The organism is Xanthobacter sp. DMC12, from assembly GCF_056314105.1.
On sequence record NZ_JBQUYZ010000005.1, the window covers coordinates 47558 to 61157 of the forward strand.

Genomic DNA, 13600 nt, shown 5'->3' on the forward strand with positions numbered 1-13600 from the left:
GCAAGATGTCCGATACCGAAACGCGCGACGCCAACGGCGCCGTCCTCAAGGACGGCGACAACGTCACCCTCATCAAGGACCTGAAGGTGAAGGGCACCTCCGTGACCCTGAAGCGCGGAACCCTGGTCAAGGGCATCCGCCTCACCGGCGACCCGGAAGAGATCGACTGCAAGGTCGAGAAGGTGAAGGGCCTCGTGCTGCGCACGGAGTTCGTGAAGAAGGCGTGAGTTCGGACCGGCACCGCGCCAGGCCCCTCACGCGGATAGGTCTTCCGGTGTCAGGCCGAGTTCTTGAAGGGAGCGCTCGATAGGGCGCTTCCAGCCGGTGACACCCTGTGCGCAGGCATCCTCGCACGCGTCGGACAGGGCGAACGGGTCCGCGGCCTTGAGGGCATGGATCAAGGCCCCGGCCTGCACCAGATCCTTGGCGCGTTTGGCCGTGTCGCCTCCCCGCTTCTGGGCGATGACGAGCTTGTGGACAGCAAAGCGCGCCGGCTGGGGAATACGCACGGCGATGCCGGAGCGATGGAGCACCGCCGCATCCATGGGCGCGGCAATGAGCCATGACAGGTGCTGGAGAGGCGCCGCCCCAGCCGCCAGCGCCGGCAGCGGCATGGGATTGGGATCCGTGCGTCGGTGTTGAGGCGTGAGAAGGTCCACCACGAAACCCGCTGCAGAGCGGAAATGGGAGGGCGGCGCAGCCCGATGCAGGCCGGGCAACGGGCGAAAGCTCGGATCGGCCCGTTTCAGAATGGTTTCCAGCGTCTCTTCCGCATCGACAGCGCTGATGGCGAGGCTGGCCGTGGCGCGGTCGGCATCCTGCGTCATCATGGCAGAGGCCGGAAGCGCGTGGCCGACCGGCGCGGAATAGCACTGGTAGGCGGCCGTTCCCACCACTACCGCCTGATGCAGCAATCCCGCCTCTTCCAGAGCATCGAGCACCTGGGACAGGGCTGTCGGCGGGGATGGAATGCCAGCGCGCCGCAGGGTGGAGACGAGGGTGGAGCGCACCTTCGCTGCCCTGTTCTCTTCTTCGATCAGGCCGATGCGCTCCACCACCTGCGGATCGTCGGCCCGTCCGATGAAGAGGTCCCGCCGGGTGGAGCCAACGGGGCGCTTGGCGTAGACATATTCGACGCCCTTTATGTCGCGCCGATAGAGCGACGCCGGCCGCTCCATCACCCCATGCACCTGCTGCACCAGCTCCGCGTAGAGCGTCTGTAGGGGCAGCGGGATGGGCTTAAGGGTTACAGACACGGTTTTAGCTCCTGTCTGTAACTTTTATCTTTTACAGACAGTTTTCGCAATCCTGTCTGTAACGCCCGTCCTCCTCCCCTTCGCCGTCGCCCCCTGCCCCACCGGCACCTTTCCAATCCTTCATCCTGCGGCCATGGTTCAGCCATGCGCGGGGGTTCAATGCTCGCCGCGAAGCCCCTTCCGGAGAGCCCGGCCTTGCGTGCCCTTCTATCCCTTCTCGGCGACATCCGCCGCCTCGCCGTGCCCTATTTCCAGAGCGAGGAGCGCTGGATCGCCATCGGCCTCCTCGCCGCGGTGATCGCCCTGGAACTCGCCTGGGTGTTCGCGACGGTGATGCTCAACGAGTGGAACGTCGCCTTCTACAACGCCATCCAGGAGAAGGACTTCGCCGCCTTCCAGCAGCAGATCCTGATCTTCTGCGCCATCGCCGCCGGCGCCATCATCGTGGCGGTCTACCAGATCTACCTGAAGCAGTGGCTGGAAGTCCGCTGGCGCCGCTGGCTCACCCGGCGCTATCTCGGCGCGTGGCTGGGCGACGATGTGCATTATCGCCTGCGGCTCGGCGGCGACGCGGCGGACAATCCCGACCAGCGCATCGCCGAGGATGTGCAATCCTTCATCAACCGGACCATCTCGGTGGGCGTCGGCCTGCTGGGCACCGTGGTGTCCCTCGTCTCCTTCTCCGTCATTCTGTGGAACCTCTCCGGCTCGCTGCCGCTGCACCTGTTCGGGCGCGAGCTGAACGTGCCGGGCTATCTGTTCTGGGCAGCGCTGATCTATGCCGCGGCCGGCACCCTGATCGCCCATTTCATCGGCCGTCCGCTGGTGAAGCTCAATTTCGAGCAGCAGCGCTATGAGGCGAACTTCCGCGTCGATCTCGTTCGGGTGCGCGAGAATGGCGAGCAGATCGCCCTGCTGGAGGGCGCGCAGGCGGAAGAGCGCAAGCTGGAAGGGCGGTTCGCCAACATCTTCGGCAATTTCGTGGAGCTGATGAAGGCCCAGAAGCGCCTCACCTGGTTCACTGCCGGCTACAACCAGATCTCCACCATCTTCCCCTACGTGGTGGTGGCTCCGGCCTATTTCTCCGGCCAGATCCAGCTCGGCCAATTGATGCAGACGGCAAGCGCCTTCTCCTCCGTGCAGGGCTCGTTCTCCTTCTTCATTTCCAGCTACGTGACGCTGGCGGAATGGACCTCCGTGGTGCAGCGGCTTACCGGCTTCGAGAAGGCCATCGCGGCGGCGCAGGCGACCCGTCCCACTGAGAGCCTGGCCTCCCTGCCCGCCGGCAAGGCGCTGGCCCTGCGGGGGCTGGATGTCCGCCTGCCCGGCGGTGCGCCGCTCCTCGCCACGGACGAACTGCACATCGCGCACGGCGAGTGCGTGCTCATCACCGGCCCGTCCGGCGCCGGCAAGACCACGCTGCTGCGCGCCATCGCCGGCATCTGGCCCTATGCGACGGGCTCCGTGCATCGCCACGCGGAACACCGCCTCATGGTGCTGCCGCAGAAGCCCTATGTGCCGGCCGGGCGGCTGGACGTCGCGCTCGCCTATCCCCGGCCCGTCGCCGAAGTGCCGCGCGACCAGCTCACCGAGGCCTTGACCGCCGTCGGCCTCGCCGACCTCGCCGGCCGGCTCGACGCAGAAGCCCTGTGGCCGCATGAGCTCTCGCTCGGCGAGCAGCAGCGCATTTCCATCGCCCGCGCCCTGCTGGAGGCGCCCGAGGTGCTGCTGCTGGACGAAGCCACGTCCGCCCTCGACGAGGCGAGCGAAGCCGCGCTCTACCGACTGCTGCGGGAGCGTCTGCCGGAGGCGACCTTCATCTCCATCGGCCACCGCAACACCCTCGTCGACCTGCACGATCGGGTGCTGCACCTTCACGGCGAAGAGACGCCGCGGATGCTGGGACCGGCGGCGGCGCCGACCCTCAGGGCGGTCTGAGAGCGGGTGCGGCGGGGCGGGGTCAGGCCGATCGGTCCTTGCTCCCCACCGCGCGCCTCAGCTAAGTCTGTTGTTGCAGCGCATCAGGCTGCCCAGCTGCCCCGCCCCGAGGTCCCGCGTGACATCCGCCGAACCCGCCCAGAAGCCCCGTGACATCGTCTATTACGCCCTCGCCGCGCTGGTGGGATTCATCGGGGGCGGCGTCGGCGCGGGATTCCATTGGGCGACGGTGAAGGCCGGCGAATGGCCGCTGCTGCTGCGCGCGCATTTCCAGGGGCCGGAACTCTATGCCGCCCTCTCGGTCGGCGCCGCGCTGATGGTGGCGCTGGCGGTTTTCCTCGTCCGGCGCTTCGCACCGGAGGCAGCGGGCTCCGGCGTGCAGGAGATCGAGGGCGCGCTTGAGGGCCTGCGCGAGGTGCGCTGGAAGCGGGTGCTGCCGGTAAAATTCGTCGGCGGCGTGCTGGCCCTCGGATCGGGGCTGGTGGCGGGCCGGGAAGGCCCGACGATCCACATGGGCGCGTCCATCGCCAAGGCCATCTCGGATGCCGCCGGCCTGAGCACCCGCGACAGCCGGGGCCTTCTGGCGGCGGGCGCGGCGGCGGGTCTGGCCGCGGCGTTCAACGCGCCACTGGCCGCCATCCTGTTCGTCATCGAGGAGACGCGGCGGCAGTTTCCCTATGGGTTGCGCACCTATAGCGCGGTCATCATCTGCTCGGTGGCGAGCGCCATCGTCGCCCAGGTCGTCGGCGGCACCGAGCCGGACATGCAGATGGACGTGTCCGCTGTTCCCCTGCACCTTCTGCCGGCATTCGTCGGGCTTGGCGCGGTGCTCGGGGTGGTGGGCATCGCTTTCAACGCAGCACTCGTCTTTTCGCTGGATGCCGCACGGGGACTGGCTTTGAAGGTCTCGCCCTATGTCCTGCCGGTGGTGGTGGGCGCGGCGGTGGGGCCGCTCCTGGTGCTGCGGCCGGAGGCGACGTTTGGCGGGGAGCTGCTGGCGGTGTCCTTGCCGGGCATGGGGCTGCCGGCGCTGACCCTGGCGGGGATCGTGGTGATCCGGTTCGCCATGACCATGGCGAGCTATTCCACCGGCATTCCCGGCGGCATCTTCGCGCCCATCCTGGCCTTGGCGACGGCGGTGGGCGTGTTGTTCGCGACCTTGCTCGGAAGCGTCTTTTCCCTTCCACCCCAGATGCTTGCGGCCTGCGGGATCGCCGCCATGGGCGGCCTGTTCTCGGCCACGGTGCGGGCGCCGCTGGTGGGCATGGTGCTGGTGGCGGAGCTGACCGGAGCCTATGACCTCCTGGTGCCGACCATCCTCACCTGCGTCACCGCAAACCTTGTGGCAGAAGGACTTGGCGGCAAACCGATCTACGAGGTGCTGCTCGACCGCACCCTCCGCCTCGCCGGAATGCCCCGCCCGCCCGAGCCGGAACAGGAGGCCATCGGCGGCTGGGACGAGCGCGAGCGGCGGCCGCAATAGGCATTGGAATCGACAGGTCCAGGGGACGCCCATGGCGCTGCGGCAGATCGTGAAGTTTCCGGACCCGCGGCTGCGGCAGCCGGCAGCGCCCGTGACGGTGTTCGACGCGACGCTGGCGACCCTCGCCGCCGACCTCCTCGATACGATGCGTGCCGCACCGGGCATCGGCATCACCGCCCCCCATGTGGGCGTGCTCGCGCGGGTGGTGGTCCTGGAGCTTTCCCCAGAGGAAGGCCCGCGCACCTACATCAATCCCGAGATCGTCTGGTCGTCCCCCGAAACCATCCGCCACGCGGAAGGCAGCGTCTCCATGCCGGGCGCCGTGGAGGAGGTGGAGCGTCAGGCGCGGGTGCGGGTGCGTTATCAGGATCTCTCCGGCGCCATCGCCGAGGAGGAGGCCGAGGGCCTGCGGGCCGTCTGCCATCAGCACGAGTGCGACCAGCTCGACGGCATCTTCTGGCTGCAGCGCCTGTCCCGCCTGAAACGCGACCGGGTGGTCCGCAAATACGAGAAGGCGCAACGCGCACCCGCCCCCTGAAGCGGAATGCGGGCAGCCCGCGCAAAGCTTGTGCTTGCGCATCACCCACCCATGCGCTCACTCTTGCCGGCAAGGACGTCCCGGGCGTTGCGGCCCGGGGCGGATAAAGGCCGGAAGTCGGGCCGGAAGATGCGGGCGCAGTGGGGGCGGATGGCGTTTCGCGGACGAATCGGGGGAGAGCAGGCGCGCCTGCAGCGGCCGGCGCTGCCGGCAGCCCTTCACCTTGCCGCCTTTTTCCTCGCCGCGCTTTCCCTCACCACCTTTATCCTCGCCACCCTCTTCCTCGCTCCCCCGGCTCAGGCCGCCCCGGCCGGCACCAGGGACGAGCCCATCAAGCTTCAGGTGGTCGGCGGGCTCGGCGGTGTCACCCAGTTCACCCGGCTGGAGCAGCCGTTCTGGGAACGCGAGATCACCGAGCGCACCGGCGGGCGGCTGGTGGCCACCATCACGCCCAACAACGGCGGTGGCCTGCGCGGGCAGGAGATGCTGCAGCTCATGCAACTGGGCGTGGTGCCGTTCGGCACCGGCCTTCTTTCGGTGGTTTCGGCGGAGGAGCCGGAGCTCAACGCCGTAGACCTGCCCATCCTCAACCCGGACATGGCGACCCTGAAGAAGACGGTCGCCGCCTTCCGCGCGCATCTCGCCACCCTGCTGCGGGACCGGTGGGACATCGAGATGCTCGCCATCTATGCCTATCCGGCGCAGGTCCTGTTCTGCCGCAGCGCCTTCCACGGCCTCGACGACATCGCCGGACGCCGGGTCCGCACCTCGTCGGTGGCCCAGTCCGACCTGATGAAGGCGCTCGGGGCCATTCCCGTGGTGGTGCCGTTCGCGGATGTGGTGGACGCGGTGCGGCAGGGGGTGGTGGACTGTGCCATCACCGGCACGCTCAGCGGCTACGAGATCGGCCTCGGCGACGTGACCACCCATGTCCACGGCATGGCCATCAGCTGGGGGCTCTCCTTCTTCGGCGCCAACGTCAACGCCTGGCAGGCGCTGCCGGAGGACGTGCGGGAGCAGATCCGCACCGGCCTCGCCGGGCTGGAAGATCGCATCTGGCAGCAGGCCGAAGCCGACACCGCGCGCGGGCTCGACTGCAACACCGGCGCGGCCGCCTGCGGCCGGCCGCAGGCACGGCGGCTGACGGTGGTCCCGCAGTCCGAGGCCGACACCGCCCGCCGCCTCCGCCTGCTGTCCGGAACCATTCTGCCGCGCTGGATCGAGCGCTGCGGCGCGGCTTGCGCCAACGCCTGGAATGCCTATCTTGCGGAACTGCACGCGACGACCGCCAAAACCGAGTGATTGCAACCGGCCGGATCATCCGGACGGACGAGGATTCCTCCGGCGTCCCCGCGGCGCCCTCAAGCCTGGCCAATGACGCCGTTCCATGATCTGGCACCGCCTCAAGCTGTCCGTCATTGCCGGAACCGTCGTGATCTTGGCCCTGCTGGGTATCGGGACGGCGATGCTCGCCCATCGCAGCCTCGACGCGGCGTTGCTCGCCGCCGAAACCGACATCGAGCGTTCCGCCCAGGGCGTTGAGAATGCGCTCAACCGCCAGCTCCTCCAGATCCACGGCGCGCTCGCCACCATGCGCCCGATGTTCGCCGCCGTCGGGCTCACGCCCACCTCGCCGGCCGCCAACGAGCTGCTGCGCGGCCTGAACCTCCAGACCATCGCCTTCCGCGACCTGATGCTGGTGGCGCCCGATGGCGCCATCCTCGCCTCCGCCCGCCCGCGGGGCGTGCTGCGCACGCTGCCCCTTGCCACGCAGGTCAGCGGCCTTGAGCCCGCCGCCATGCTCGGCCCGCTGCAGAACCCGGTGACCGGGGACTGGGCGCTCTATGCCGCCCGGGCCGTTCCGGGCTGGGGCGGCGTGGTGGCCGTCGCCGACGTTCCCATCCTCTCGCTCATGAAGATCCTGGCGGAGACCGGCCTTGCGCCCGGCACCCGCATCCGCATCGAACGGCCGAGCGGCCAGCTCGTCGCTTCCCTGCCCCATGACGAACTCGCGATCGGGGAGTGGCGGCACGGGGCGCTGGGCACGCGCCCGCCGGATGGCAAGGCCTTCGTGGCCACCAGCGACGCGGGCCAGCCGGAACTCGCCGTGGTGCGCGCCTCCCTGCCAGGCGACCTGCGCGTGGTGCTCGTCACGGACCTTGCCGACGTGCTCGCGCCCTGGCGGCGGGACCGCGACCGCATGGTCGGGGCGGCGGCCATCGGCGCCGCGCTGGTGACGGCCTTCGCGGGTGCCCTGCTCATCGCGCTGCGCCAGCGCGAGACGGTGGACGCCGAGCGCGCCCGCGCCACCGCGGTGCTCGCCAATGCGGTGGAAGCCATGTCCGACGGCTTCGCCCTGTGGGACGGCGAAGACCGCCTCGTCGCCTGCAACCAGCGCTATCGCGAGCTGTTCTCCATCACCGCCCCCTATCTGGTGCCGGGCGCCCGCTTCGAGGACGTCATGCGGGCGGGCGCGGCCGCCGCCCGGGCGCCCTTGCCCGGTCCGGCGAGCGAAGAGGAAGTCGCCGAGCGGGCCAGATGGCATCGCCCCGACCACAGCCCGGTGGAGCGGCGGCTCTTGGACGGGCGCTGGGTGCTGATGACCGACCGGCACACCGCGGACGGCGGCGTCGTGGCGCTGCGCACCGACATCACCGCGCTCAAGGCGGTGCAGGCGGAACTGGCCGAGGCCAACTGGCGCGCCACCGCGGCGGCGGACGAGGCGCAGCGGCAGAACATGGCGCTGATCGAGCGCGAGGGGCGCATCCGCTTCCTCGCCCACCACGACGACCTCACCGGCCTGCCCAACCGGGTGGTGTTCCGCGAGCGCATGGGCAAGGCGCTCTACCAGGCCGCCGAGCTGGGCGAGAAGATGGCCCTGCTCTATCTCGACCTCGACCGCTTCAAGGACGTCAACGATACCCTCGGCCACCCGGTGGGCGACGCCCTGCTGCGCACCGTGGCGTCGCGCCTCACGAGCTGCGTGCCCGCGACCGACCGGGTCGCCCGCCTCAGCGGCGACGAATTCGCCGTCATCAGCGTCGGCCAGCAGCAGCCGGAGGCGGCGGCGCAACTGGCGGAGCGCATCATCGCTCTGCTCGGCGCGCCCTATTCCGCCCTCGGCCACACCATCTCCATCAGCGTCAGCGTCGGCATCGCGGTGGCGGAGGTGGCGTGGACCGACGCCGACACCCTGCTCAAGCAGGCCGACCTCGCCCTCTACCGCGCCAAGGCGTGGGGCCGCGGCACGCTGTGCGTGTTCGAGCCGGAGATGGACACCCACCTGCGCGCCCGGCTGGAGATGGAACAGGATCTGCGGGAGGCGCTGGCGCAGGAGCAGTTCGATCTCGCCTACCAGCCCATCTTCTCGGTGGCCACAGGCGCGCTCACCGGCTTCGAGGCGCTGCTGCGCTGGAACCACCCGCGCCGCGGCGCCGTTGATCCCTCCACCTTCGTGCCACTGACCGAGGATTCCCGCAGCATCGTCGAGATCGGCGCCTTCGTGCTGCGGCGGGCGGCGGCCGACATCGCCGGCCTGCCCGGCACGCTGAAGGTGGCGGTGAACCTCTCGCCGGTGCAGCTCGCCTTCGGCGACATCGTCGGCACGCTGGAGGCGGCCCTGCGCGACAGCGGCCTGCCCCCCGAGCGCCTCGAATGCGAGATCACCGAGAGCGCGCTGTTCGAGAGCGAGCAGACCAGCCTCGCCGTGCTCCAGCGGCTGCGCGCGATCGGGGTGAAGATCGTGCTCGACGATTTCGGCACCGGCTATTCCAGCCTCAGCCGGCTGCGCCTTCTGCCCCTGGACAAGATCAAGATCGACCGCTCCTTCGTGCAGGACGCCACCGAGGGCTCGGCGAGCGCGGCCATCGTCGAGGCCATCACCGTGCTCACCAGCCGGCTCGGCATCGCCACCGTCGCCGAGGGCATCGAGACAGAGGAGCAGTGGGCGCTGCTCGCCCGCACCTCCTGCGCCGAGGCGCAGGGCTTCCTGCTCGGCCGCCCCCTGCCCATCGCCGAGGCGGCGGCGCTCGCCCGCGATGGCTACGGCGTGCCGGTGGCGCTGGCGCGGGGCATTTCCCCGCCGCCGTGAGGCCTACCCCGCCTTCCGATAGAGCCCGGTGAGGATCACCATAGGCGACAGCAGCGGCTGCGGCGCCGCGCGCATGCGCCTTTCGAGCCCGGCCATCAGCCGATCCGTGAACGCCGCGCGGAAAGCGGCATCGCGGCCGGCGTCGAGCGCCGCGAGCAGCGAGGGCAGGAAGGGCGCGCGGAAAAAGCCGAGATGCTTGTCCGCCAGCGCCGCCGCATCCCCGTCCGCCGCGTAGGCCGGCCAGAACGGGTCCGGCATCTCCCGCGCCTCCTCGGCGACGAGGGTCAGCCCCGCGAAGGCGCCATCGGCGAAGGGCAGCCGCGCCTCGGCGGCGGTGCGCTCGAACACGAGGATGGTCATGCGCCCGCGCTCGTCCGGCGTCAGGGCGCCCCCGAGAACCATGGCGTCCAGCTCCGCATCCACCCAGGGCATCAGCACCGGAAAGGTGGTGGGCTCGGCCTCCGGCAGGCTCGGCTGCACCACCACCAGGGCGCCGCCCGGCTTCAGCTCCTGCGCGCGGGCTGCGAGGAAAGCCCGCCAGTCCGCCGCCGCCTGCGCGGCGAAGGCGGCGCGCACTTCCGGCGCCGTCTGCCGCGGCCACACATGGCCGGCCGGCATCACCGGCGCGTGGCTCATCCAATGGGCGGCAAACGAGCACCAGCCGAAATCCACGCAGGCATCGGGCAGCACCTGCTCGTGGAAGGTGCGCCCCACCGCCGACGCGAAGGCGCGCCCATCGCGCCTGAGATAACTGTCGGGATCGTCCCGCAGCAGCTGGAACAGGCCGGTGAAGTCATTCCCCGGCTGGTCGGTGTGGACGATCGACACCGGCACCTCCGGCCCCAGCCGGCGGCGCACCTCGCCGAGCGCCAGCCCCATGGGCGCGAGCGAGTTGCGGCCGGTGGCGCTGCCATAATCGGCCAGCGTGACGGGGCCCTGGAGCGCCATCCCCTCGAACGCCCGCGCGATCAGCGGCAACCCATGGGCGCCACCCTTGGCCTGATGCTGGGCATGGTCGTTGTAGAACCCGCCCCCCTCCATGGGCGCCGGGCCGTCCGCCCGCTCGTGACCCTCGGCCATCATCCCCTCCCGGTTGCTCGGAGGATGGCACATCTGCCGGGGACGGGTTAAGCAGTGACGTATCGGAAGCCCCATCGGCGCAGAGGAAGCGCGTGCGCATCCTGCTCATCAACGTGCCGCATCCCGCCATCGGCAGCCGCATCCCGGACGATCACCTGCCCCCGCTGGGCCTCCTCGCCATCGGCGGCCCGCTGATCGATGACGGGCATGAGGTGCGCCTCGTGGACGGCGAGCTGAAGCCGATGACGGTTGCCGCATTGGTCGCCGCCGTCGTGGCCTTCCGGCCGGACGCGGTGCTGTTCGGCCATTCGGGCTCCACCTCCGCCCACCCGGTGATCGCGGCCGTGGCCGCAGGCATCGCCCAAGCGCTGCCCGGGGTCTTCATCGTCTATGGCGGGGTGTTCCCCACCTACCACTGGCGCGACATCCTCGCCGCGGAACCTCACGTGGCGGCCATCGTCCGGGGCGAAGGCGAGGAGACGGCCCGCCGCCTCATGGCTGCGCTTCACACCGGCACGCCGCTCGGCGACATCCCCGGCCTCGCCTTCCGCGACGCCGACGGCCCGCGCGCCACCCCGCCCGCGTCTGTCATCCAGAATCTCGATGCCTACCGCATCGGCTGGGAGCTGATCGATCACGCCCATTATTCCTATTGGGGCGGCCTGCGCGCGGTGGTGGTGCAGTTCTCGCGCGGCTGCCCGCATCCCTGCACCTATTGCGGCCAGCGCGGCTTCTGGAGCCGCTGGCGCCACCGCGACCCCGTCCTGTTCGCCAAGGAACTGGCACGGCTCCACCGGGAGCAGGGCGTGAAGGTCATCAACTTCGCCGACGAGAATCCCACCTCGTCGAAGAAGGCCTGGCGTGCCTTTCTGGAGGCGCTCATCGCCGAGGAGGTGGACCTCGTGCTCGTCGGCTCCACCCGCGCCGACGACATCGTGCGCGATGCCGACATCCTGCACCTCTACCGCAAGGCCGGCTGGGTGCGCTTCCTGCTCGGGCTGGAGAACACCGATGCGGCCACCCTCGCCTTGATCCGCAAAGGCGGCGGCATCGATACCGACCGGGAGGCGATCCGCCTGCTGCGCCGCCATTCCATCCTCTCCATGGCCACCTGGGTGGTGGGCTTCGAGGAGGAGACCGACCGCGACCACTGGCGCGGCCTGAGGCGCCTCCTCGCCCATGATCCCGACCAGATCCAGATGCTGTATGTGACGCCGCATCGCTGGACGCCCTATTACCGGCTCGCCGCCGGCCGCCAAGTGATCGAGCCCGATCGCCGCCGCTGGGACTACAAGCACCAGGTGCTCGCGACCCGCCACATGCCGGCGTGGCGGACGCTCGCCTGGGTGAAGCTCACCGAAGCGGTGCTGCAATTGCGGCCGAAGACGCTCCGGCGCACGTTTCTCGAGCGCGACCCGCGCCTGCGCCACGCCATGCGCTGGTACACGAAGATCGGCCGGCGGGTGTGGCCGCACGAGATCCTCGGCTTCCTGCGCCGGCCACCCCGCGACACGGGGCCGACGGTCGCGGACCTGTGGGGTCCCTCCCAGGAGCTTGAGGAATATGCCATGGCGCCCCCGCCCCGCAGGCCGGCGGAAGCGCCCTCTCACTCGAAGAAGGAGAACGCGTGAGGCCCGCCTTCAACGCCCTCCCACGCCCACCAGCGCGCGGAAGAAGGCGGCGATGCGCGCCTTGAAGGGCAGCGCGTCCGTCACCTCCTGCTCGAAGGCGGCGAAGGCGGCATCGAGGCGGGAGCGCTGGCGCGCCTTTTCCGGCGGCGGCAGGAAGGCCTTGTCGATGGCGGTATGCGCGAAGCCCTTCAGCCGGCGATAGCCGAGGCCGTGGTCCTGTGACGCGCGCAGATATTCGTTGGTGAGGTCGATGCGCGAGACGCCCGCGTCGTCGGTGGCAAGCGTCACCGGCACGCCGGCGGAGAGATAGGTGCGGATGGGGTGGCGGCGGTCGCGCACGCCGAGGATCACGTCGGACGAGGTGAGCGCGATCTCGATGGCGACGCCGCGCGCCTTCAGCTCCGCGAGCAGCCCGTCCATGTCGCGCTCGAAGCCGATGGCGGTGCCATGGCCGATGCGCCGTGCCCCCGCCGTCTCCACCGCCTCGCGGATATGGAAATCGAGGTCCGGGGGCGGCACTAGCCCGATCCACAACTCGCCCGCATGGAGCGCCACCGGCACGTCCTTGCCGGCGAGGAAACCGATCCACTGCATGTGGGTGCGGTAGTCCTGCCGCGCCGTGCGGTAGTCCTCCGGGCCGACATAGTTGAAGCCGGCCACGATGTCCGGCACGGCCCGCACGAGGGCGGCCGAGACCGCCGTCTGGGCGAACACCTCGGCGGGCGCGCCGTTGCGGTTCACTTGGGCGATATAGCGGAAATCGACGCCGCAGCCGGGGCGGTTCGCGTCCGCCGAACAGCCCCGTAGCGCCTCCACGCGGGCGACGAGAGCCTTGATGTCCTCCACCCGACGGCGCACCACCTCGGCCATGCCGGCCTGATCCAGCGCCGCCAGCATGGCTTTCGGATCGCGCTCGGCGCCGATGGCCTGGCCGAGGCGGCGGCGGTCCTCGCCCTCGATCAGCGTCACCATCAGCTCGGCATATTGCACGTTCTCGGCGCGGTACTGGCGCAGCTGGTCCACCGTCATCTCGGCGGTGCGCTCCAGGGTGCGCGTCCAGTCCGGGCCGCCGGCGGCGGGATTGAACTTGGAGAAGGAGGCGAAGAACTGGTCGTGGCCGGAGGGCACTTGAGGGGTGGGCACGAACCAGCGCAGGGAGAGCGCATCCACCAGAAGGTCGAAGGTGGTCTGGCCGCGCCAGCCGGCCACCGCGTCGGCGATGGGGACGATCTTGGGATCGGCGCCGCAGGGCTTTTCCGCGCTCGCGTCGGCGGGCGGGGACAGGATGTTCATGGCGGCGGGGTCGAGGCACAGGCCATCCTTGATGGCCCAGGCGATCAGCCGCTCGGCATAGACGGCGCCGGACAGATGGGTGTGCAGGTCGCCGCCCTTGGGCATGCGGTGCAGGAAGGCGCGCTGGCGGTTCGGCTCCGGCCGCATCCGCTCGAACGCGGCGGCGGTGATCGCCTCCGGCAGGCGGCTGGCGACGACGGCGGCCCGGATGGCGACAAGCGCCGCGATCAGGACGAACGCGGCGATCAGGATGCGGCGACGCAACAGGGCCTCCGGGGCGCGGATCTCAAC

At 70.2% G+C, this 13600-nt stretch carries 10 protein-coding genes; 7 read left to right on the plus strand and 3 right to left on the minus strand.

Annotated elements, in window-relative coordinates; translation table 11 throughout:
- The first annotated feature begins 5 nt into the window (after positions 1-5).
- Positions 6-227, plus strand: a complete 222-nt coding sequence (locus tag ACT535_RS18085) for an alkylphosphonate utilization protein (RefSeq protein ID WP_168457626.1) — start codon at positions 6-8, stop codon at positions 225-227.
- A 27-nt stretch (positions 228-254) separates the two neighbouring features.
- On the opposite strand, the gene ACT535_RS18090 is transcribed toward ACT535_RS18085, so the two are convergent.
- Complete coding sequence (locus tag ACT535_RS18090; protein WP_476365500.1) at positions 255-1256, minus strand: GSU2403 family nucleotidyltransferase fold protein; 1002 nt, start codon at positions 1254-1256, stop codon at positions 255-257.
- 195 nt (positions 1257-1451) lie between these two features.
- Here ACT535_RS18090 and ACT535_RS18095 point away from each other — a divergent pair, with 195 nt between their 5' ends.
- From ACT535_RS18095 to ACT535_RS18115, 5 genes are all read left to right on the plus strand, one after another.
- Complete coding sequence (locus tag ACT535_RS18095) at positions 1452-3194, plus strand: ABC transporter ATP-binding protein/permease (protein WP_476365501.1); 1743 nt, start codon at positions 1452-1454, stop codon at positions 3192-3194.
- A 118-nt stretch (positions 3195-3312) separates the two neighbouring features.
- The gene (gene clcA / locus ACT535_RS18100) at positions 3313-4677 is read left to right on the plus strand and encodes a H(+)/Cl(-) exchange transporter ClcA (protein WP_168457624.1); all 1365 of its coding nucleotides are present in this window, start codon (positions 3313-3315) and stop codon (positions 4675-4677) included.
- A gap of 31 nt (positions 4678-4708) precedes the next feature.
- Complete coding sequence (locus ACT535_RS18105; RefSeq protein ID WP_476365502.1) at positions 4709-5215, plus strand: peptide deformylase; 507 nt, start codon at positions 4709-4711, stop codon at positions 5213-5215.
- Between the two features lie 150 nt (positions 5216-5365).
- Positions 5366-6517, plus strand: a complete 1152-nt coding sequence (locus ACT535_RS18110) for a TRAP transporter substrate-binding protein (RefSeq protein WP_476365503.1) — start codon at positions 5366-5368, stop codon at positions 6515-6517.
- Between the two features lie 85 nt (positions 6518-6602).
- Positions 6603-9305, plus strand: coding sequence for a bifunctional diguanylate cyclase/phosphodiesterase (locus ACT535_RS18115; RefSeq protein ID WP_476365504.1), 2703 nt, complete (start codon positions 6603-6605; stop codon positions 9303-9305).
- Positions 9306-9308: 3 nt separating this feature from the next.
- Here ACT535_RS18115 and ACT535_RS18120 read toward each other — a convergent pair whose 3' ends face one another.
- Entirely contained in the window at positions 9309-10385 is a 1077-nt protein-coding gene (locus tag ACT535_RS18120) for a class I SAM-dependent methyltransferase (RefSeq protein ID WP_476365505.1), read from the minus strand.
- A gap of 92 nt (positions 10386-10477) precedes the next feature.
- Here ACT535_RS18120 and bchE point away from each other — a divergent pair, with 92 nt between their 5' ends.
- Complete coding sequence (bchE, locus tag ACT535_RS18125; protein WP_476365506.1) at positions 10478-12016, plus strand: magnesium-protoporphyrin IX monomethyl ester anaerobic oxidative cyclase; 1539 nt, start codon at positions 10478-10480, stop codon at positions 12014-12016.
- Positions 12017-12025: 9 nt separating this feature from the next.
- Here the strand turns inward: bchE and ACT535_RS18130 are convergent, their stop codons facing one another.
- A complete protein-coding gene (locus tag ACT535_RS18130; protein WP_476365507.1) occupies positions 12026-13573 on the minus strand; it encodes an adenosine deaminase family protein in 1548 nt (515 codons plus the stop codon).
- Between the last annotated feature and the right edge of the window lie 27 nt (positions 13574-13600).